The sequence below is a fragment of the Rhizohabitans arisaemae genome, assembly GCF_025996515.1.
GTDB classification, from domain to species: Bacteria; Actinomycetota; Actinomycetes; order Streptosporangiales; family Streptosporangiaceae; genus Rhizohabitans; species Rhizohabitans arisaemae.
In genome coordinates this window covers 93,092-114,619 of record NZ_BLRH01000014.1, presented here as the reverse complement: position 1 = coordinate 114,619, position 21,528 = coordinate 93,092, and the positions used below count along the sequence as shown (strand labels likewise).

At 69.8% G+C, this 21,528-nt stretch carries 18 protein-coding genes; 7 read left to right on the top strand and 11 right to left on the bottom strand.

The window, feature by feature from the left end; all coding sequences use genetic code 11:
- The first annotated feature begins 120 nt into the window (after nt 1-120).
- Nucleotides 121-639: a TetR/AcrR family transcriptional regulator gene (locus tag RUR_RS07140; RefSeq protein ID WP_283134113.1), complete on the top strand. Its 519-nt coding sequence runs from the start codon at nt 121-123 to the stop codon at nt 637-639.
- 23 nt (nt 640-662) lie between these two features.
- Nucleotides 663-1,862 (top strand): MFS transporter, encoded by a 1,200-nt coding sequence (locus RUR_RS07135; protein WP_283134112.1) that lies wholly within the window; start codon nt 663-665, stop codon nt 1,860-1,862.
- A 253-nt stretch (nt 1,863-2,115) separates the two neighbouring features.
- On the opposite strand, the gene RUR_RS07130 is transcribed toward RUR_RS07135, so the two are convergent.
- The 8 genes from RUR_RS07130 to RUR_RS07095 form a co-directional block, all read right to left on the bottom strand.
- On the bottom strand, nt 2,116-3,069 hold the full coding sequence (locus tag RUR_RS07130; RefSeq protein WP_283134354.1) for an electron transfer flavoprotein subunit alpha/FixB family protein: 954 nt from the start codon (nt 3,067-3,069) through the stop codon (nt 2,116-2,118).
- 10 nt (nt 3,070-3,079) lie between these two features.
- Nucleotides 3,080-3,865 carry an electron transfer flavoprotein subunit beta/FixA family protein gene (locus RUR_RS07125; protein WP_283134353.1) on the bottom strand — a complete coding sequence of 262 codons (786 nt, stop codon included), beginning with the start codon at nt 3,863-3,865 and terminating at the stop codon, nt 3,080-3,082.
- A gap of 298 nt (nt 3,866-4,163) precedes the next feature.
- The gene (locus RUR_RS07120; protein WP_283134111.1) at nt 4,164-5,387 is read right to left on the bottom strand and encodes a serine/threonine-protein kinase; all 1,224 of its coding nucleotides are present in this window, start codon (nt 5,385-5,387) and stop codon (nt 4,164-4,166) included.
- Nucleotides 5,388-5,403: 16 nt separating this feature from the next.
- Entirely contained in the window at nt 5,404-7,236 is a 1,833-nt protein-coding gene (locus RUR_RS07115) for a serine/threonine-protein kinase (RefSeq protein ID WP_283134110.1), read from the bottom strand.
- A 3-nt stretch (nt 7,237-7,239) separates the two neighbouring features.
- Complete coding sequence (locus RUR_RS07110) at nt 7,240-9,078, bottom strand: serine/threonine-protein kinase (protein WP_283134109.1); 1,839 nt, start codon at nt 9,076-9,078, stop codon at nt 7,240-7,242.
- 138 nt (nt 9,079-9,216) lie between these two features.
- Entirely contained in the window at nt 9,217-9,744 is a 528-nt protein-coding gene (locus tag RUR_RS07105; RefSeq protein ID WP_283134108.1) for a YbaK/EbsC family protein, read from the bottom strand.
- 359 nt (nt 9,745-10,103) lie between these two features.
- Nucleotides 10,104-10,835: an ABC transporter permease gene (locus tag RUR_RS07100; RefSeq protein ID WP_283134107.1), complete on the bottom strand. Its 732-nt coding sequence runs from the start codon at nt 10,833-10,835 to the stop codon at nt 10,104-10,106.
- On the bottom strand, nt 10,832-11,725 hold the full coding sequence (locus RUR_RS07095; RefSeq protein ID WP_283134106.1) for an ABC transporter ATP-binding protein: 894 nt from the start codon (nt 11,723-11,725) through the stop codon (nt 10,832-10,834). Before RUR_RS07095 ends, RUR_RS07100 begins: the two co-directional genes overlap by 4 nt.
- Before the next feature lie 168 nt (nt 11,726-11,893).
- Between RUR_RS07095 and RUR_RS07090 the strand changes: the two genes are divergently transcribed.
- Both RUR_RS07090 and RUR_RS07085 read left to right on the top strand, forming a co-directional pair.
- Nucleotides 11,894-13,399 carry a sensor histidine kinase gene (locus RUR_RS07090; RefSeq protein ID WP_283134105.1) on the top strand — a complete coding sequence of 502 codons (1,506 nt, stop codon included), beginning with the start codon at nt 11,894-11,896 and terminating at the stop codon, nt 13,397-13,399.
- Nucleotides 13,399-14,046 carry a response regulator transcription factor gene (locus RUR_RS07085; RefSeq protein WP_283134352.1) on the top strand — a complete coding sequence of 216 codons (648 nt, stop codon included), beginning with the start codon at nt 13,399-13,401 and terminating at the stop codon, nt 14,044-14,046. Before RUR_RS07090 ends, RUR_RS07085 begins: the two co-directional genes overlap by 1 nt.
- On the opposite strand, the gene RUR_RS07080 is transcribed toward RUR_RS07085, so the two are convergent.
- Complete coding sequence (locus tag RUR_RS07080) at nt 14,033-14,806, bottom strand: enoyl-CoA hydratase/isomerase family protein (RefSeq protein WP_283134104.1); 774 nt, start codon at nt 14,804-14,806, stop codon at nt 14,033-14,035. The two genes, RUR_RS07085 and RUR_RS07080, sit on opposite strands and share 14 nt — an antisense overlap.
- A gap of 193 nt (nt 14,807-14,999) precedes the next feature.
- On the opposite strand from RUR_RS07080, the gene RUR_RS07075 reads away from it, so the two are divergent.
- The 3 genes from RUR_RS07075 to RUR_RS07065 all read left to right on the top strand — a co-directional run bounded on the left by RUR_RS07075 (nt 15,000) and on the right by RUR_RS07065 (nt 18,031).
- On the top strand, nt 15,000-15,875 hold the full coding sequence (locus RUR_RS07075) for a CdiA C-terminal domain-containing protein (RefSeq protein WP_283134103.1): 876 nt from the start codon (nt 15,000-15,002) through the stop codon (nt 15,873-15,875).
- 13 nt (nt 15,876-15,888) lie between these two features.
- Complete coding sequence (locus RUR_RS07070) at nt 15,889-16,266, top strand: hypothetical protein (RefSeq protein ID WP_283134102.1); 378 nt, start codon at nt 15,889-15,891, stop codon at nt 16,264-16,266.
- 217 nt (nt 16,267-16,483) lie between these two features.
- Nucleotides 16,484-18,031, top strand: a complete 1,548-nt coding sequence (locus RUR_RS07065) for a sensor histidine kinase (protein WP_283134101.1) — start codon at nt 16,484-16,486, stop codon at nt 18,029-18,031.
- Here the strand turns inward: RUR_RS07065 and RUR_RS07060 are convergent.
- Both RUR_RS07060 and RUR_RS07055 read right to left on the bottom strand, forming a co-directional pair.
- The gene (locus RUR_RS07060) at nt 18,012-19,235 is read right to left on the bottom strand and encodes a styrene monooxygenase/indole monooxygenase family protein (protein WP_283134100.1); all 1,224 of its coding nucleotides are present in this window, start codon (nt 19,233-19,235) and stop codon (nt 18,012-18,014) included. The two genes, RUR_RS07065 and RUR_RS07060, sit on opposite strands and share 20 nt — an antisense overlap.
- Nucleotides 19,236-19,293: 58 nt before the next feature.
- Nucleotides 19,294-21,399 carry an amylo-alpha-1,6-glucosidase gene (locus RUR_RS07055; RefSeq protein ID WP_283134099.1) on the bottom strand — a complete coding sequence of 702 codons (2,106 nt, stop codon included), beginning with the start codon at nt 21,397-21,399 and terminating at the stop codon, nt 19,294-19,296.
- Between the last annotated feature and the right edge of the window lie 129 nt (nt 21,400-21,528).

The following is a 21,528-nucleotide window of genomic DNA, read 5'->3' as shown; positions in this document are numbered from 1 at the left end:
TATCCGTGCCTTGCCGGCTTCGGCTCCGGCCGCCGGATTCGGCCTTCCAAGATTAGAGGGGTCCGCGACCGGTTCCGAACCGGTTGGACACTGTACCGTCCGGACGGTACAGTAGACGTCGTGAAGCGGGACGAACTTTTGGACGCCGCCGAGGCGGTCCTCTGCGAGCAGGGCACCGGAGCCCTCACCCTCGCCGCCGTCGCACAGCGCGCCGGAGTCAGCAAGGGCGGGCTGCTGTACCACTTCAACACCAAGGAAGCCCTCATCGAAGCCCTGGTGGAGCGGCTCATCGCCGAGTTCGACGCCCTGGTCGGCAAACACCGGGACGGCGACTACACCCGGGCCTACGTCGAGGCCACGTTCGACGTGCTGACCGCCGAGAGCCGCCCCACCACGCTGCGACGATGGGCGACCGTCCAAGGCGCGGCGAGCGACCCCCGGCTCCTGGCCCGCATCCGCGAGGCGATGGCCCGCTGGCATCGGGAAGGGCTCGACGAGGAGCCGGACCCCGGAGCCGCCCGGATCGTCCGGCTCGCCGCCGAAGGCCTCTGGGAGGTCGCCGCACACGACCCCGACCTGTACCAACACCACGACTACGAGCAGCTGAAACGACGGCTACTGGCGCTTTTGCCGCCCTGATGCCGAGAGAGGATCGCGCCCCGATGACCCGCCACCTGATGAGAGCCCGCGTCGGGGCGACCCTCACCTTCGTCCTCGCCGGGATCCTGTGCGGCACGTTCACCGTACGGATCCCCGCCCTCGCCGACCGCCTCGACATCTCCAAGACCGAGGTCGGCCTGGTCCTGCTCGTCTGGGGGCTCGGCGCCCTCGTCACGATGCAGGGCATGCGCCCGATCATGAAGCGGTTCGGCAGCCGCCAGGTGCTCCGCTTCGCCGCGCCGGCCTGCGCGATCGCGTTGATCCCGCTGGCCTTCGCCCCCTCCCTCACCCTGACGCTCGCCGCCGCGGCACTCTTCGGGATGGCGTTCGGCATGGTCGACATCGCCATGAACGCCCAGGGCGCGACCGTGGAGCGGGCCGCCGCGCGACCGGCGATGAACGGGATGCACGCCGGATGGTGCGTGGGCGCGATCGCCGCCGGCCTCCTCGGCACCCTCGCGATCCAGGCGGGACTCTCGTTCACCGCCCACCTCACCCTGATCGCGCTGCTGGGGGTGCCCGCGTCCGTCCTGCTCAGCGGGACCTACCTCCCCGACGCGCCCGTCCGCGCCGAGGCCGGGACCGCCAGGACGGGCCGGCTCCCCCGGATCGTCTACCTCCTCGGCGCGATCGCCTTCGCCGCGTTCATGATCGAGGGGACCATCGCCGACTGGAACGGTATCTACCTGAGCGAGGTGCTCGGCGCCCCCGAGGCCGTCGCCGCGCTCGGATACCCGATCTTCGAGGCGGGCATGCTCCTCGGACGGCTCTTCGGGGACCGCCTGCGGATCCGGTACGGCGCGAGCGCGCTCATCGGCGTCGGCGGCCTGGCCACCGCCACGGCGTTCGGCCTGGTCGTCGCCGCTCCGATCACCGCGGTCGCGCTCGGCGGGATGCTCTTCGTCGGGCTCGCCATCTCCATGGTCTCCCCGCTGGCGCTCTCCCTGGCCGGCTCGGCCGACCCGGCCCGGTCCGGTCCGGCGATCGCGCAGACCGGGGCGATGGGGTACGCGGGGCTGCTCCTCGGCCCGGTGGTCATCGGGCTCCTCTCCGACCTGGCCACCCTGCGCGCGGCGCTCCTCATCGCGGTCGCCCTCGGCGTCGGCGTGGCGGTCGCCGCCCGCTTCATCGACCGGCTCACCCCGCGGGTCGTCCCCATGGCCGAGCCCGCCCCGCGCGTCCGGGTCGAGGTGGCCGCCTAAGCCCCCCTGCCGGTACGGGCTTTCGCCGGGCCGGCCTTTGAGCCGACCGTCGTCCGTACCGGGTACGGCGGATCGCAGTCGGCCCGTCCGGCGCCCGGGCCGGCTGCGGCCCGTACCGGGTCATGGGAAGACCCGGCCCGGTCTCGAAGGAGACCGTACCGGGTCTTCACACATCCCGCCGTCCCGCCGGGAGGGCGGGGCCGACGCCCGCACGCGCCGCGTGCCAGACGGCACGTGAGGAGGGCCAGGCGACCTACTTGCGCTTGATGATCTCCTCGGTGAGCTGCGGGGTGACGGTGTGGAGGTCGCCGACGACGCCGAAGTCGGCGATCTCGAAGATCGGCGCCTTCTCGTCCTTGTTGATCACCACGATCGTCTTGGCGGTCTGCATCCCGGCCCGGTGCTGGATCGCACCGGAGATGCCGACCGCGATGTAGAGCTGCGGCGAGACCGTCTTACCGGTCTGGCCGACCTGGAACTGGTGCGGGTACCACCCCTCGTCGGTGGCCGCTCGGGACGCGCCCACCGCCGCGCCGAGCGAGTCGGCCAGCCGCTCGATGATCGCGAAGTTCTCCCCGCTTCCGACGCCCCGGCCGCCCGAGACGACGATCTCGGCCTCGGCGAGCTCGGGCCGGGCGCCCTTCTCCTCCTTGACCCGCTCGACCACCCGGGCGGACCGGGCGGATTCGGAGAGTGCCACGCTCACCCGCTCCTCGGCCCCGGCCGCCGGGGCGGCGGCGGGCACCGTGGAGTTGAGGCGCACCGTGACGATCGGGGTGCCCTTGACCACGCGGCTCCGCACGTTCACACCGCCACCGAAGATCGGCTGTTCGGCGACGAACCCCTCACCCAGCCCGACCGCGTCGGTGAGGACGCCGGAGTCGGTCTTGATCGCCAGTCTCCCCGCGATCTCCTTGCCCTCGCCGGTCGAGGCGATCAGGACGGCGGCGGGCGCCTTGTCCGCGACCAGGCCGGCCAGCAGCTCGGCGGTCGGCGCGACCACGTGGTCGGCGATCGCCTGGTCGTCCGCCACGTAGACCTTGTCCGCGCCGTACTCGGCGAGCTTGGTCCTGGCCTCCTCCGACCAGCCCGGTCCCGCCCACACCGCGGCGGGCGACCCCAGCGAACGGGCGAGGGTCAGCAGTTCCAGGGTGACCTTTTTGATCTCGTTGTCGACGTGGTCGACGAGTACCAGAATCTCCATCAGCCACGCCCCCTCAGATGAACTTCTTCGACGTGAGGAAGTCCGCGACCTTGACGCCGCCGTCCCCCTCGTCCTTGACGACCACCCCGGCCGCACGGGGCGGAGCCACCGCGAACTCGGCCACCTCGGTGTAGGCGCCCGCCAGTCCGATCCTGCCCGGGTCGATTTCCACGTCGGCGATGCCGAACGTGGTGACCGGCTTCTTCTTCGCCGCCATGATCTCCTTGAGACGCGGATACCTCGGCTCGTTGGTCTTCTCGACCACCGACACGACGGCGGGCAGCGAGGACTCCACCCGGTCGTACCCGTAGTCGGTCACCCGGTGGATCGAGATGGCGGAGCCGTCCACCACGACCTTGTTGGCGAGGGAGAGCTGCGGGACGCCCAGCCGCTCGGCCAGCATCGCCGCGAGCAGACCCGTCCGGGCGTCGGTGGACTCCGACCCGAGGATGACGAGGTCGAAGCCGATCTTCTTCAGCGTCTGGGCCATCGCGTAGGAGGTCTGGACGGCGTCGGAGCCGTGCAACGCCGGGTCCATGAGGTGCACCGCCTTGTCGGTTCCCATGGCCAGGGCCTTGCGGATCGTCTCGGCGGCCTTGGCCGGGCCCATGGTCAGGATGGTCACCTCCCCGCCGTGTGCCTCCTTGAGGCGGAGCCCCTCCTCGATGGCATACTCGTCCAGCTCGTTCAGGACCCCGCTGGAATTGGGATCCTCACGGTCGATCGTGGAGTCTTCTGCCCTCAGCTTGCGTACGGTCGCCGTGTCGGGGACCTGCTTGACGCAGACGACGATGTTGATTCCCGATTTCATGGTCAGCCGACGACCTCCCGTGTTCACGCGCGCCTGCCGTTCGCCACGGCGGGCGCCGTCTCCGAGCGGAGCACGCGCGGGACGCGCGTGCTCCATACCGGCGCTTCCAGCCGAATGGAATTCGGCTTTGGCGCCTCTCACAGCCTGCCAAACGGCTTCACGCCGCCCGACAGCGGGTGGCCCGGAGAGATTTCCCCAGGTGGATCGGGCTCTCCGCGGCTCCACGACATATGTTACCCACTAGTAGCTTGCGGAACGCGTCCATCCCGCAGGGAAGCCGGGCGGGTTAGGCGATCATGCTGAGGAGCACGAGCAAGGCGAGGAGGACCCCGAGCGCGACCGCCAGGGTCACCGGGCTGAACAGCGCGCTCAGCAGCGCGGCGAGCGCCACCGTGCCGCCCACCGACGAGACCCCGACGATCACACGCCGCCTGGTGTCCGTGGTCTTGGACAGTGCGGCCGCCCCGATGTCGGCGAGGACCGCACCGGCGTAGCCGAGGAGCAGCAGCCAGCCCAGCTCGTTGATGTACCCGAACGCGGTCGCCGCCGTCAGCCCGACGAAAACCCCGCCGCCGATCACCCAGCGGTTGCGCAGCTTGTCCGAGGGCGTGATCACCGGGGCCGGGGCCCGGTCCCCCGGCCGCCACTCGGACGTCTCCGGCCCGTGGACGCCCTCGCCCCGGCCGGCCGCCTCCCGCTCCGGCGGCGAAGCCGGCCGGGACGGGGAGCCCACCGCCGCCGGCGGCTCCGGGATCGCACCGACCCGCGCGCAGACCTCCGCGGCGCTCGGCCTGGCCGAGGGGTCGGCCGCCAGGCAGTCGTGCAGCAACGGCTCAAGCCAGGCCGGCACCCCGTCCAGATCCGGTGCGCGGTGGACCACCCGGTAGGCCACGGCCGGAGCCGGTCCGACCCCGTACGGCTGACGACCGGTCGCCGCGAACGCCAGCGTGGCCGCGAACGAGAACACGTCGGCCTCGGGCCCGGCGGGATTGCCCTGCAGCACCTCGGGGGCGAGGTACCCGGGGGTGCCGAGCATCGTCCCCGAGGCGGTGACCGAGGGCGAGTCCAGCGCGAAGGCGACCCCGAAGTCGATCACGACCGGCTCGCCGTCGGCCAGGATCACGTTGGCCGGTTTGAGATCCCGGTGCACCACCCCGGCGACGTGCACACTGGAGAGCGCCGAGGCGAGCCCGCGGGCCAGCCGCAGCAGGTCCCCCGCGGCCAGCGGCGCGACCGCGGTGAGCGGCCGCCCCTGGACGTACCGGGTCACCAGGTAGGGCGGGTCCGCGGAGAAGTCCAGGACCTCGGCGATGTGCCGTCCCCGGACGCGGCGCATGGTGTCCATCTCCCGGCCGAGCCGGGCCAGCGCGCCCGCGTCCGCCGCGATGTGCGGGTGGAGCACCTTCACCGCGACCGTACGGCCCTGCGGGTCCAGCGCGAGGTGCACCTCGCCGAACCCACCGGCGCCGAGACGGGTAAGAAGGCGATAGGAACCCAGCGTCTCCGCCATCTCACCTCTCCGCCGCTCAGAAATTAAAGAAACCCATCCCAAACCGCGACATCAGATCGTCCACGAGGCCGCCGAAGAGACCCATCGCCGTATCCCGCCCCTGGTCCACGAGCCGGTCGATCACCACCGAGGGCGCCTCCCACGGCAGGAACGACGGCTCCGAGGCGATCGCCCCCACCACCGCGAGGAAGGCCAGGGTGCCGAAGGCGATCCCCACCACCATGGCGGCGCCGGGACTGCGGATCACCCCGGTCAGCGTCGCCGCCACCGCCCGCCGCGGCGCCCCGCCACCGGGCAGGACGAACAGGCCCGCGACGAAGGCACCCGCGGCATAGGCGGCCGAGGTGTCGGTGTCCTGACCGCCGAGGTAGCGGAAGACGCCCCAGGCGCACATGCCGAACATCACCGCCAGCGGGGTCACCGTGACGGTCACCAGGGTGCTGCGGATCAACGCCCAGGGGGTGCCCAGCAGGGTCACCACGGAATCCGATCCGGCGGCGCCCCGTACCGCCCGCCGCTGCACCAGGTTGCTGTAGAGGCGTTCGCCGACGCGCAGGCACAGGACGACCACGACCGCCAGCGCGCCCACGATCACCGGTGTCCGAACCGCGAGCGCGACCGCCCCGACCAGCAGCAGGCCCGACAGGATCGGGTGCCTGGCCCGGTACGGCGGACGATCCGGCTCGGCCTCCCGGCGTGCCTGCGGGGGCCGCTGCTGCGCCGGGGGCGGTGCCGCGGGCGGCGGAGCGGGCGGCGGAGCGGGCGGCGGCGCGGACCCTTGGACGTACGGCGGGGGCGCGGGGGGCGGATACCCGGCCACCCGGGTGTCCGGACGCGGGGGCGGCGGCGGTGGGGCCGCCTTCGGCGGCGGAGCCGGTGCCTGCCGGGTCCGCGGGAGCCGCTCCGGCGGGGCGTACTCCACCGGGGGCAGCAGATCGGCGAAGTCGTCGCCGGCCGTGAACGCCCTGGTCCGCTCGACGGGCCGCTCCGGCCGCGTCACCACGGGGGGCTCCTCGCGCAACTCGGCGACGCGGGGGTCCAGCGCGGCGGCCTGCTGCAGCAGCGTCCCGGCCGACGGCCGGGACGCGGCGTCCACGTCCAGCGCCCGATGCAGGAAGGGTCGCAGCCACGGCCGGGCGAGCTCCAGGTCGGCCCGGCCCGAGGTGACGTTGTAGCAGATCGACTGGAAGGTGCCGCTGCCGAACGGGGACCGCCCGGTGGCCGCGAAGAAGACCGTGGACGCGAAGGCGTGCACGTCGGCCTTCTGGGTGATCTCCCCGTCTTGGATGATCTCGGGGGCGAGGTAGCCCGGGGTTCCGATGAACATGCCGGTCTGGGTCAGCCGCATCGCGTCGACGAGGTGGGAGATGCCGAAGTCGATGACGAGCGGCTCCCCGTCCACCATCATCACGTTCGCCGGCTTGAGATCGCGGTGGATGACGTCGGCGGCGTGGATCGCGACGAGCGCGTCCGCCAGGCCGCGGGCGAGCCGGATCAGCGCCGCGTCGGAGAGCGGCCCCTCCTCCGCCACCGTCTCCTCCAGCGTGCGCCCGCTGACATAGCTGGTCACGATGTACGGGTTGGGCCCGGACAGCTCGGCGTCGAGCACCCGTGCCACGTGCGGGCTGCGGATCCTGCGCATCGTCTCCACCTCGCGGGCGAGACGCTGCCGGGCCTGGCTGTTCCCGGCCACGTGCGGATGCAACACCTTGACCGCCACATCGCGCCCCTCGGTGTCCGCCCCTAGATGGACGACGCCCATTCCGCCCTGACCGAGACGGCGCAGGAGCCGATACGGCCCCAGCCTCTCGGGGGCGTCAGCAGCGGTGCCGGTCAAAAGTCCCCCCATCACTCAGGTCTGAGCTCGTAGTCTCACCAGCTCATCCAGTACCACACCTACATCGAACGGCGCCCAGATCGCGTCGGACGTCCCCCCGACGACCGAACTCACGGCGAGGGCCGCGAGCGCGCAGGCGACGACGCCCGCGACGCACGCGGCGGCGATCGCCGAGCCCCTGCCCGGCAGCAGCGCGCCCAGCGTGCGATCCATCTGACGGCTCGGTCCCTCGACCCCCGGTCCCGCGCTCAGCGTCCAGACGAACGTGGCGGCGCCCCAGCTCAACGCGTAGCCGGCCGGCATGTCCTTGACCAGGATCGCCAGCAGCAGCGTCACGGGAAGCCCGAGGATCGCCCCGTACGGGACCAGCGCCAAGGTCACCCCGAGGGAGCCGAACACCGAGCCCGGGGTGATCGTGAGCCCCAGCCCGCCCCCACCGGGGCCTTTGTCCCGCGCCATGTCCGAGGCGCGGAGCAAAACGATCAACGGAAGCACGAGGACGATCACGATCACCGGAATCAGCACCGTGGCCGCGACCAACGCCAGCAGCAGGAACCACTTCACCGCGGTGTTGGCCGCACCGCCCCGCCGTGGCAGGGCCGGCGGCTGATAGCCCTGCTGGGGGAATCCGAACCCGCCCGGCGGAGCCGGCGGCGGCTGCCCGGCCGTCTGCGGCCTGCCCTGCTGCGCGGCGGTGCCGTCGAACTTGGCGATGGTGGGCAGCGCCGGGTCGTAGGGCTGCCCGGCGGAAGGCGGCGGGGCCTGCCGGCCGATGCCCCACTGGGGCTGGATCGGCGGATGGTCGGGGCGGACGCGGTGGGTGGGGATGTCGCCTTCGGGCGTGGCCACCGGATCGGCCCGGCCGGTGGGCCAGGCCGCACCCGGCGTCCGGCCGCTCTGTTCGCCGCCGAGCAGGGACACGTATTGACCGGAGTCCGCCGCGGGGGAGTAGGTCCCGGTGGAGATGTCCGCCTGGGCCTGCCGGGCCGCCTGATCGGTGTCGAACCTCGGCTTGGTGGGGATCCCCTCGTCGGCCGGCTGCGGCGGCGGGGACGGCGGGACCGGCGACTGCAGCCGTTCGATCTGCGCGGCGAGCTGACCGGCGGTGGGCCGCCGCCTCGGGTCGCGGGTGAAGGCCGCCTTCAGCAGCGGCCGCAGGGTTTTGGGCGCGGGCGAGATGTCGGCCTTGCCGGCCGTGATGTTGTAGAAGATCATTTCCAGGGTGCCCGCGCCGAACGGCGACTGCCCCGAGGCCGCGTACAGGACGGTCCCCGCCCAGGCGTGCACGTCCACCGCGGGGCCGGACTCGTGTCCCTCGATGATCTCCGGAGCGAGGTAGCCGGGCGTGCCGATGAACATCCCGGTCTGGGTGAGCCGGGTGGCGTCGACGGCCTGGGCGATGCCGAAGTCGATGAGGACCGGACTTCCGTCGAGCATCATCACGTTGCTCGGCTTGAGGTCCCGGTGCACCACCTCGCCGGCGTGCACCGCCTCAAGGGCTTTGGCGATGCCGTAGGCGACCCGGACCAGCGCGGGTCCCTCCAGCGGCCCGTCCTCCTTGACCACGTCGTCCAGGGGACGGCCGGGCACGTACTGCGTCACGATGTACGGGCGTTTGCCGGTCACGTCCGCGTCGACGACCTCGGCGATGAACGGACTGCGGACCCTGCGCATCGTCTCCACCTCGCGGGCGAGACGGCGCCGGGCCATGTCGTCACCGGCGATCGCGTTCCGGAGCACCTTGACGGCGACTTCCCGGCCTCGGGGATCGGTCGCGAGGTGTACCACACCCATGCCGCCCTCGCCGAGCTGCCGCTGCAGCCGGTAGGGGCCAAGTCGATCGTCCTGATTCATGGCACGCAGCACCATACCGGCTGATACCCACCCGATGAGATGACCTGTGCAGCCACATTCCCACTCTCATTAGGTTCACGCAGACGGAGAGATTCCCCCACCCCAACATAACCCACGGGCCTGGAGAGTCCCATGGCGTTAATCGATCGGTAAGGTCAGCGGAACGACGGTCGCCGACGGCAGCGCGGCGAGCAGCGCCCCGGAGACCGCCAGCTTGGAACGGCGCAACCCGCTGCCGATCACCAGCTCGTCCGCCTTCGCGACCTCGGCGTCCACGAAGACCGGCCAATCCGGCGGCAGGCCCAGCGGGGTGATCCCCCCGTACTCCATCCCGGTGAGCCGTACGGCGTCCGCCCGCGGCGCGAACGACGCCTTCCGCACCTCCAGCTCCCGGCGGATCACCCCGTTGACGTCCGCCCGGGAGTCGGCGAGCACCAGGCAGGCGGCGTACCGGAGCTCACCTCCGCGTTTGCCCGCGACGACCACGCAGTTCGCCGAGACGTCCAACCCCACCGAGTACCGCTCGCAGAACGCGGCCGTGTCCGCCAGATCGGGATCGATCTCCGCGACGAGGATCCCCGCGTCGTGGACGGCCTTCGCGACCGGCTCGGCGAGGAGATCGGCCCGTGTCACGGCCGGCGTCCACTCCAGAGTGCCCAAACCCATGGCCCCACCCTAAGTCGTCCCACGCGACTCGGCGCGGGTCGGTTTGCTCCCCCTCCTCCACGGGGAACGGGCGCCGCCGGTTCACCCGCCTCGCCGCACCGGCCGCCGCCCGACTTGGAAACACCACGCCTCACCGACAACCCGAACACGGGCGGTGTACGGGCGGAGCCGGGGTTTACGGGCCGCCCATGCCGTGTGACCGGGCCTGTTCGCGCATCCGAGCGGCGATCCGGTACACGGGCCGGGGAAAGCCGGGGAAAAGCGGCGCAGCCCGTACCGCGCGCAGGAAATGACCCTTGTGGTGTGCGCGCCCCCCAACAGCGCACACCACAAGGGCCGGTGAGACGGCGAACGCGGGATCACTCCCAGCGGAACAGGCGGAGGGCGGCCGGGGTGGCGATCAGGGCCATGCCGATCATGACCGCGATGTTCAGCGGCTCAAGCGACGCGCCGGTCCAGGAGTCACGCATCGCCTGGACGACCGCGCCGAGCGGGGTGAAGTCCCCGATGCGCTGCACGATCTCCGGCATGAACTCCACCGGGAAGAACACCCCGGCGAAGAAGAGCATCGGGAAGAAGACCAGTGAGCCGATCCCCTGAGCCGACTTGGCCGTCGAGACCCGCGCGGCGACGAGGAATCCCACGGAGAAGAGCGAGGCCACGCCGAGTACCAGGCTCAGCACGAAGGCGAGCGGGCTCTTCGGCGGGCTCACGTCGAAGGCGAGCCACCCCACCAGAATCACCAGGCCCACCGAGACGAGTATCGCGCAGAGCTGGACGGCCACCTGGGCGACGAGCAGCAGGAACGGGCGGAACGGGGTCACCGCCATCCGGCGCAGAACCCCCCGCTCCCGGTACTGCGCGACGTGGACCGGGAGCACGGTGATGGCGACCAGGGCGATCGCCATGCCGACCATGATCGGGGTGACGATGTCGATGCCCCGGAGACCGCCCAGGTCCTCGCTGGCCTCCTTGCTGAACGGGAGGAGCCCGTTCAGCAACAGCAGCGCCGTCGGGAAGAACAGGCCGAAGAAGACCGCGGTCGGGTCGCGGAGGAACAGCTTCAGCTCGACGAAGGTCATCTTCTTCATGAGGTCCGTCCCTCGGTCAGGTGGGTGAAGACGTCGTCCAGGCTCGCCCGCTCCAGACGAAGGTCGCGGACGCCGATCCGGTGCCGGGCGAGCACCAGGCTCACCACCTGGAGCAGTTCCCCGGTGCCGGAGACGACCACCTGGTCACCCGTCCGGTGCACCTCGCTCACCTCGGGCAGGTCCTTGAGGATCCGCTCGTCCACCTCGCCCCGGAACCGGAGCCGCTGGGTGGACTCGACCTGCGCGATCAAGCCGGCCGGGGTGTCCAGGGCCACGACCCGGCCCTTGGCGATGACCGCGACCCGGTCGCAGAGCCGTTCGGCCTCCTCCATGAAATGCGTCACCAGCACGACGGTCACCCCGGAGTCCCTGATCCCCTCGATGAGGTCCCAGGTGTCCCGCCGCGCCTGCGGGTCGAGCCCGGTGGTGAGCTCGTCCAGGATGGCGATCCTGGGATTTCCGACGAGGGCCAGCGCGATGAACAGCCGCTGCTTCTGACCGCCCGAGAGCTTCCCGAACGGGGAGTTCCGCTTCTCCGTGAGCCCCCAGTCCTCCAGCAGCCGGTCCGGATTCGCGGGCTTGCGGTAGAAGGAGCAGTAGAGGTCGAGCGCCTCCCACACTTTCAGGTTGTCGGGCAGTGAGCTCTCCTGGAGCTGCACCCCGAGGCTCTGCCGTACCTCCTTGGCGTCCCGCCGGGGGTCGAGCCCCAGCACCGAGACGGTTCCGCCGTCGGGTACCCGCAACCCCTCCACGCACTCCACGGTGGTGGTCTTTCCCGCACCGTTCGGGCCGATGATCCCGAAGATCTCGCCTTCGGCGACGGAGAAGGAGACGTCGTGCACCGCAACATGGTTTGGATACTGTTTGTGCAGGTTTTTGACTTCAATCACGAGAAAAACGCTAGAAAGACGGCCGGTTCACGGGTATCCGACTGGCTCCCCAATCCGGTGGCGGTGGCCCACCCCACCTGGCCTCCCATATGCGGGTGGGGCTAACCCCACCCTGTTGTGGTCCCAGGGGGACTGTGCCGGCGCCTCGGCCTAGCGAGACTGAAGGACATGCGGACACAATTCACGGCGCTGGGCAGAGGAGTCCTGCTGGGGCTCCTCGGAATCCGCGCGCTTCTCACGAGCGTGCTGATCCTGACGACGTCGCTCCTGGTCGGGATCGGCCTCTACTTCCTCATGCCGTGGGCGCTCATGCTGGCCAGAGGTCCGGCCCGGTACGCCCGGCGGCTCGCCCGGGACTGGTCGGGCATAGAGATCCCCGAACCCTACCTGCCCAAGCCGCCTCCGGCCGTACCCCAGGCCGACGGCTGGTACCGGCACGACCGCACCCTTTACAAGACGGCCAAGGTGCCGAACCTCCACCTCCGCCTCCAATGGGTCTTCAGCGACCCGGCCACCTGGCGCGACCTGCTCTGGCTGCTCTGGCAGCCGGTCGTCGGGATCGGCGTCGGAATGCTGCCGCTTCTCCTGATCTCCTTGTTCGTCCTCGGCCTGGCCTCCGGGAACCCCCTGCTGGCCGTGATCGGTGTCGCCGGCGCGCTGTTCACCTTCCTGAACGCGTCCCGGGCGATCGAGGTGCACAACCGCTGGAGCCAGCTGCTGCTCTCCCCCACCCGGCAGGCCGTACTCGCCCGGCGGGTGCGCAGGCTCACCGAGACCAGGACCGAGGCCACCGACCTGCAGGCCGCCGAACTGCGCCGCATCGAACGCGACCTGCACGACGCCGTCCAGGCCCGGCTCGTCGCCATCGGCCTCACCCTCGGCGCCACCGAGGAACTGATCGACAAAGACGGGAACGCGGCCAAAGCACTCCTGGCCAAGACCCGGGACGCCTCCGCCGAGGCGCTGCGCGAACTCCGCCGGGTGGTCCGCGGCATCCACCCGCCCGTCCTGGCCGAACGCGGCCTGGGCGACGCCGTCCGGGCACTCGCCCTGGACAGCCGGCTGGACGTCAAGGTCGACGTCGAGCTGACCGGCCGCGCCGCCGCCGCGGTCGAGGCCGCGGTCTACTTCAGCGTCTGCGAGCTCCTCACCAACGCGGCCAAGCACTCCGAGGCGGGCCAGGTCTGGATCGACCTGCGGGACGGGGACGGCATGCTGCGCGTCACCGTGACCGACGACGGCCGCGGCGGAGCCGACCCCGCCCGGGGCAGCGGGCTGAACGGGCTGGAACGCAGGCTCGCCCCCTTCGACGGGGTCCTCGCGGTGAGCAGCCCGGCCGGCGGCCCCACCATGGCCTCCGTCGAAGTCCCGCTCAACAGCGGCTGCTCGCGGGAATTCAAGTCCAAGCTGCCCCGCAGGGAACTCCTCCTCATGGGGATATGCTTGTCGATCGCCTGGTTGCCGACGTTTCCGCAGGGAATCGTGGCGGGCATCATGAAGCTCGTGAACGCTGAGGACCGTTCCTGGTTGCTGGCGCTCTACCTGCCGGAAGCCGTCCAGTGGCCGTTCATCGTGGCGATGATCCTCATCGGAGCGGCCCTGTACAGCACGGCGATCTTCATCCCGGTCAACCACCAGCTCCGCGAAGCGAAACGGAAAGCCCTCACCCTATGATGCGCGTGGTGCTCGCCGAAGACCTCTTCCTCCTGCGGGACGGTCTCACCCATCTGCTGCAGGCACACGGGTTCGAGATCGTCGCGGCGGTGGAGAGCGGGCCCGAGCTGCTCCGCGCCCTGGTGGAGCGACACCCCGACGTGGCCGTGGTGGACGTACGGCTCCCGCCCACCTTCACCGACGAAGGCCTGCAGGCCGCACTCGCCGCGAGAAGGGCGATCCCCGGGCTCCCGGTGCTCATCCTCTCCCAGCACGTGGAACAGCTCTACGCCCGGGAACTGCTCGCCGACGGCACCGGCGCCATCGGATACCTGCTCAAGGACCGGGTGTTCAACGCCGAGCAGTTCGTCGACGCGGTCCGCCGCGTGGCCTCCGGGGGCACCGTGATGGACCCCGAAGTGATCGCCAAACTGCTGGCCAGCAACGCCGTGCACAAGCCACTCGGCAAACTCACCCCCCGGGAACACGAGGTGCTCACCCTGATGGCCGAAGGGCGGTCCAACGCCGCCATCGCGGCACGGCTCTACATCAGCGAGGGAGCCGTCGGCAAGCACACGGCGAGCATCTTCACCAAGTTCGACCTCGCGCCGTCCGAGGACGACAACCGCCGCGTACTCGCCGTACTCGCCTATCTCAACGACCGGTGAAGTCCGGCTTGGCCTTCTCCGCGAAGGCCCGCATGCCCTCCTTGGCGTCCTCGGTGGCGAACAGCCCGGCGAACTGCAGCCGTTCGATCTCCAGACCGGTGGCGAGATCCACCTCAAGACCCCGGTCGATCGCCTGCTTGGCCGCCCGCACCGCCGCGGTCGGGCCGCCGACGAACCGCCCGGCCAGCTCCAGGGCGGCCTGATAGACCTCGGCGTCCGGCACCACCCGGTCGGCCAGGCCCATCGCCAGCGCCTCCGCTGCACCCACATGGCGGCCGGTGAGAATCAGGTCCTTGGCCCGCGCCGGTCCGATCAGCCGGGGCAGCCGCTGGGTGCCGCCCGCGCCCGGGATGATCCCGAGCAGGATCTCCGGCTGCCCCACCTTGGCGCTCTCCCCCAGGATCCGGAAGTCGGCGCAGAGGGCGAGCTCCAGCCCGCCGCCGAGCGCGTACCCGGTGATCGCCGCGATCGTCGGCTTGCCGATCCGCGCCACCGCGGTGAAGGAGTCCTGCAGATCCACCGACCGGGCCGACATGTCGACGTAGGTCACCGTGGCCATCTCCTTGATGTCCGCCCCGGCCGCGAAGACCCGCTCCCCGCCGTAGAGGATCACCGCGTGCACCTCGGGATCGGCGTCGACCTGCGCGGAAGCCTCGGCGATCTCCCTCTGCACCTGGCTGTTCAAGGCGTTCATCTTCGGCCGGTCCAGCCGAATCGTCGCGATCCGATCCGCCACCTCTACGCGCACAAACTCGCCCACGTCCATCCCTTCCCTCGCGGTCTCACCACGCCCGAGGCTACTCCGCCCCGATCAAGCCACCGAACGCGGCTCGGGTCCACCACGACCACGGAAAGTCAGTTGACAGCCACAATCCGCTAATTGTTCACTATTGACGGCTCATCCAGGATTCTTCTGACCTATCACTTGACATTGCCTTCCCCCGGAGACCGCCGTGTCGCTAGGAAAAGTGATATCCCTGCTCGAAGCCGCGGTCAGCGGCTCCGAGCAGACCCGCCGCCACGCGGCAAACGCCGGCGAGGCGCTCCACGAAATGCACACGGTCCTGATCGCAACCCTGCACGGCTCCACCTCCCCCGAAGCCCACGAGGCACTCGCCTTCCTTGCCGTAGCTGGAAAAGCCCTCGACGACCTCCACACCACCCTCCACCAAGCCGAACAAACCCTCCACACCTACCTCCACCACCTCGGCACCCCTCCCCCCTCCATTGGGCCCATCCCCTTCACGCCAACCCGGCCGACAGCCGACATCGACGAACGGGGGAATCAGAAACCGGGCCGCCCCCAATCATCCAGAATATTTACAAAAGCACCCCTGACCGACGAGGAGCTGATCCCCCTCCCTACGCGCGAAACACAGGGAAATCGCACGGACGACCCGCCCCCTTCGTATGAAAGTGTTTTGACCAGCGGACGGGTTGCCCCAACAGACAATCCCTATAAGTATTTCAAATACAAACCCGAGCGCACCATAGCCGAGCACCTAAGAGACCGACACAAAATCAACCTACGTTCAGTAGACGAGGCACAACAGCACATAACTGCCCAAAATTCACCTGACGCAATACACGATGACACAAAATCAACCGTCGAGATGAAGAGCATCAACTCCAGCAACCCTTCAAAGATGGCCACACGCATCATTCTTGCCACAAGACAGTCTCGGAACGTTGTGGTGGACGTCAGACCAAGCGGAATGAGCAGAGAAAGAGCAATATCCGGACTGTCGGAAGCGCTCCGCAAGGCCGGACAAAATCTCAACGAAGTACTCATAATCGGAAACGATTTCGAAATATCATGGCCACAATAGGAGATTGCAGACAATGTCCCGCTCAGAACTCATCTATATAGGCACCAAAGACTCGATCGACCAGGTTCGGGACACGATGTCAGCCATCCTTGAAGCCGCTCCGATGGATGCCCCGATGCGCGAGATATACTTCCCGTTCGACACCAGCGGCCGAGTCTGGCTTCAGGTTGATGAATATGAACCTTACGACTACGACTCACCAGAAGTCGCAGCCTCCCGATTTCTCGTCATAATTAAAGATACACGCGTCAATCAAGACGGCCCACAGACACAGACAGATACTGCGTACAGAATATATAACCTACTTGCGAACGGCACTAAATGGAGTCTGGTCCTCGGGTTGAACGAGGGCGAGGACGAAGTCGCCTATCGACCTGGCACAGAAACCTGAGTCTCGCCGTCGTCGCGACCGTTACCAGCCAGGCGTTCCTTCTCTGCCCGCCGATCCTGTTCGTCTATGCGGAGTTCGTCTGGGGGTGACGGTGGCATTCGTCCGTTTCCGCGAGGAACCTCGCCTCACCTGGACCCGTACAGGGTGGGGCTAACCCCACCCCGATGTGGTCCCAGGGGGACTGCGCCCACACCTCGACCCAGCGAGACTTGAGGACATGCGGACACAGTTCACGGCGCTCGGCAGGGGTGTCCTCCTGGCGCTCTTCGGGATCGCCGCACTCCTCATGAGCGTGGTGATCATCGCACCCTCGCTCCTGGCCGGAGTCGGTCTCTACTTCGTCATCCCGTGGGCGCTCATGCTGGCCAGGAGACCGGCACAGCTCGCCCGGCGGCTGGCCCGTACGTGGTCCGGCATCGAAATCCCGGAGCCGTATCTGCCGGAGCCGCCTCCGGCCGTACCCCAGGCCGACGGCTGGTACCGGCACGACCGCAAGCTCTACAAGACGGCCAAGGTGCCGAACTTCCACTTCCGCCTCCAGTGGATCTTCAGCGACCCGGCCACCTGGCGTGACCTGGCCTGGCTTGTCTGTCAGCCGGTGGTCGGGATCGGCCTCGGGCTGCTTCCTCCCGCCTTGATCGCCCTCGGCCTCTCCACAGTGATCTCCAGGAACCCTCTCCTGATCCTGGTTGGCGTGGTCGGTGCTCTGATCGCCTTCCTGGAGGCACCGCAAGCCATCCAGGTCCACGATCACTGGGCTCGGCTGCTGCTCTCCCCCACCAGGAAGGCCCGCCTCGCCCAGCGGGTGCGCAGGCTCACCGAGACCAGGACCGAGGCCACCGACCTGCAGGCCGCCGAACTGCGCCGCATCGAACGCGACCTGCACGACGCCGTGCAGGCCCGGCTCGTCGCCATCGGCCTCACCCTGGGCGCCACCGAGGAACTGATCGACAAAGACGGGAACGCGGCCAAAGCACTCCTGGCCAAGACCCGGGACGCCTCCGCCGAGGCGCTGCGCGAACTCCGCCGGGTGGTCCGCGGCATCCACCCGCCCGTCCTGGCCGAACGCGGCCTGGGCGACGCCGTCCGGGCACTCGCCCTGGACAGCCGGCTGGACGTCAAGGTCGACGTCGAGCTGACCGGCCGCGCCGCCGCCGCGGTCGAGGCCGCGGTCTACTTCAGCGTCTGCGAGCTCCTCACCAACGCGGCCAAGCACTCCGAGGCGGGCCAGGTCTGGATCGACCTGCGGGACGGGGACGGCATGCTGCGCGTCACCGTGACCGACGACGGCCGCGGCGGAGCCGACCCCGCCCGGGGCAGCGGGCTGAACGGGCTGGAACGCAGGCTCGCCCCCTTCGACGGGGTCCTCGCGGTGAGCAGCCCGGCCGGCGGCCCCACCATGGCCTCCATCGAGGTCCCGCTCAGCAGCGGCTGCCTGGACGATGGCGAGCCCAAACCCCCCAAGAAGCAGGTCGTGATCATGACGCTATGCCTGCTGATCGCCTGGCTGCCCGGCGTCGCGCAAGGTGTCGTGGCCGGGATCTTGAAGACCGTCGAAGTCGAGGATCGTTCCTGGATACTCGCGCTCTATCTGCCGGAAGCCGTCCAGTGGCCGTTCATCGTGGCGATGATTCTCCTCGGCACCGCCCTCTATGGGACGGCGTTCTACATTCGTGTCAACCACGGGGTAAGCCACGCACAGCGGAAAGCCCTGACCCCAGCTCACCGTGACGGCATAGGGGCCGCTAGCCGGTCCCCCCGATGAGCGCCTGCACTCTCGCCGGGTCGGAGAGGATGGTCCAGGCGTGGACGGGGTCGCTGAAGAAGTCGCTGAACGTGTCGGCCAGCCGTTGCTCGGCGGACGCGGCCGCGAGGAGGGCGAGGAGGTAGTCGGGGGGCGGCTGGAGGAAGGCGTTGGTCCACTCGGTCACATACCGGGCGTACGTCCACAGCTCTTCGCTGACCCGACGGCCGAAGGCCGCGTCGTACGGGCCGCCTTTGGCGATCTCTTCGGCGACGATCCACGCGCAGTGGGAGCCGAGGTTGGCGCCTTGGCCGGTGATCGGGTCGTTGGTGATCCAGGCGTCGCCGACGGCGAGGGCGATCCGGCCGTTGCCGAACTCCGCCACCGGGTGGCGGACGGTGGGGATGACGGCTCCTTGGAGGATGTCGTCGGGTCCGAGGATTCCGAAGGCGCCGGGGTCGATGCGCCGGGCGACGGGTGGCGCGTGTTCGCGGAGCAGCCGGAGCAGGGTGGCGTTGTAGGCGGGGAGGTCGTCGGCTGTGCCGCGTTCGGTGAGCGGCGTGAGGGGACCGCCGGGGATCGCTTCGATGAGGAGCCCGGCGACGACGCCGTACCTGCCTTCCATGGGCATCTGGTAGATCTCGCCGACGCCGGGTGAGACGGAGAAGTTGAAGCCGCTGGGTTCGACCGGGGTGATTCCGGTGCACAGCGCCGCGCAGAGGCGTCGCTGCGGCCGGTCGTACGGCGATCGCGCGGGGTCTCGGGGGAAGAGCTCGGCGACGGACTCCCGTCCGGTGGCGACGACCATCAATTCGTGGCGGTCCGACCAGGTCTCCATCTCGGCTGCGGTGGGGGCCGCCCGGGTGTGTTCGAGCCGGCCGCCGCGGGTGAGGAAGTCGGTGAGGAGGGCGGGGAGCAGCGCCCGGAAGTCCACGGCCCGGAAAGGCCGGGTGGTGTGGCCGGTGAACCGCATCGCGGGGGCGCCGGTGATGGAGAAGTCGATGCGCTGCATCTCGCAGCCGTCGCCGGTGAAGTGTTTGGCGCCGAGTTCACGACCTCGGGCGACGGTCCGTTCGAAGAAGCCCACGGTGTTGGGGAGCCGGCCTCCGCCGAGTTCGTCGACGCCGCTCTCGGAGTAGATCGTGGCGTCGACGCCGAGCCGCTGCAATCGGAGGGCGAGGATGAGTCCGGAGATCCCAGTGCCGACAATCCCTACGCCGCCCAAGTGTGCCTCCCTCGCGTCAAAGTTGTTTATGACACGAAAAAAGGATCTTTACAAGCCTTTACAAATGCGGGTTGAGCGGGGCTGGCTGGTCTTCGGCGGCCAGGGGGTACCGGGGTTCGGCGATGAGCTCGAAGCCCTTGGGGAGGCCGCGGATGCGGAGTTCTCCCCCGCGGACCACCAGGTCGATCCGGGCGCCGCCGAGCGGTACCTGGCTGATGGTGAGGTCGCCGAGGGCGGAGGGCAGGGCGGGGCTCGCCCAGACCTTGCCGTAGGGCACCCAGGGGTCGAAGCGGAGGAGCACCCGGAGCAGCTGGATGGGGACGGCCGCCGCCCAGGCCTGGGGGATGCACGAGGTGGGGTAGGGCACGGGGCTCGGGTACTCGGTCCGGTCGAACCCGCAGAACAGCTCGGGCACCCGCCCGTCGAACGCCGTGGTGGCGTCGAGCAGGCCCATCGCGATCCGCTGCGCCTGGGCCGCGAAGCCGTACCGCATCAGCCCGGAGGCGATCAAGGCGTTGTCGTGCGGCCAGATCGAGCCGTTGTGGTAGCTCATCGGGTTGTACGCAGCCATGGTGGTGGCCAGGGTCCGGACGCCGAAGCCGCTGAACATCTCCGGGGACATGAGGCGCTCGGCGACCGCGTCGGCTTTGTCGAAGTCGACGATCCCGGTCCACAGGCACTGCCCCATGTTGGAGGCGAGCCCGTCGATGGGCCGTTTGTCGCGGTCGAGGCCGATGGCGAACATCTTCTGGTCCGGGAGCCAGAACTCCTGGTTGAACCGCTGCTTGAGCCGCATGGCCTTCATCCGGTACTTCGCGGCTCTGGCGGGGTTCCCGTTCTCCCGGTTGAAGTGGCTGTAGGCCATGTACGCGGCGTAGACGTACCCCTGGACCTCGGCGAGGACGATCGGGGCCCGGGCGATCCGCCCGTCGGCGAAGGTGATCGCGTCGAACTGGTCCTTCCAGCCCTGGCTCACCCCGTCCTGTTCGGTGCCGGGGGCGTACTCCACGAACCCGTCCCCGTCGACGTCCCCGTACTCCTCGATCCAGGCGACGGCCCGGTCGGCGTGCGGCAGCAGGTCGTCGACCTCCCGGGGGTGCAGTCCCCACCGGCGCAGCTCGCCGAGGAGCATGACGAAGAGCGGGGTGGAGTCGACGGACCCGTAGTAGGCGCCGCCGGACCGGACCCCGGACCGGAGCTCGTGCAGGATCTTGCCCGGCTCCTCCCCGGTGGCCGGGTCGACCTTCTGCCCCTGGAGCCGCGCGAGTCTGCGCAGGGTGCCGAGGGCGAGCGACTGGTCGAGGGGGAGCGCCATCCAGGAGGTGATGAGGGAGTCCCGCCCGAACAGGGTCATGGACCAGGGCGCGCCGGCCGCGATGGACGGCGGGTCCTCGGGGTGCGCCCGGTCGAAGAGGCGGAGGGCGCCGAGGTCGCGGAGTGAGTTGCGGAGCGCGGCGGCGAGCCCGTCGTGCGGGGTTTTGACGGTGGGGCTGTGCCGCCGCCAGTCGGCGAGCCGCCGGGCCGGCTCGGCTTCATCGAGCGGCTGCTTGCTCGGGAACCGGGACGGCGCCTCCACCTCGTCGATCACCGGATGGATCTGGATCGTCGTGGTCCAGCTGCTCCGCGGCGCGAGCCGTACCCGGAAGGTCAGCGACCCGGCCTCTGCCTGCGCCCCGGGCGCGGAGATCCGCACCCCTCTAGGCCGCGTCCGCGACATGATCACGAGCTCGCCCGGCGCCGTCGTCCGCCACTCGGTCTCGTCGGCACGCGGCAGCCGCGCGGTCTTCACGTCACCCGGGTCGGCGAGGTCGGAGTCGAGCCGGACGACCAGCGTGACCTCGGTGCCGACCCCGGCGAGGTTGCTCAGCACGAGGTCTTCCCGCATCCCGGATCCGACGTATCGGTCCCGCTTGACCAGCAGTGTGCTCTCCGACCGGCCGGGGTACGGGCACGCCCTGCCGATGAAGGTCGCGTGGTACGGCTCCGCGGTGAGAACCTGAAGGGCCTCCACCGGGCCATCGTCGATCTTGAGCTGCCACCGGGAGAGCGCCCGGGTGTCCGCGTAGTAGATCCCTTGTGCGGTGCCGGGCAGGATGTCGCCGTTCTGCGTCGACACGCAGAAGGACGCTCCCTCGATCAAGGTAACCCCGCCAGTCCCGATCACGACCGATTCTCCTCCGAACGCCCGGTGCCTGGAGTTCATGGTCGTGCCCGTCCCGCCGGGCCCCGCCACGTGGCGTAACCATAACCGTCATCACGCCCAGGTGAGAGATCCGCCCACGATGTGTCGTGG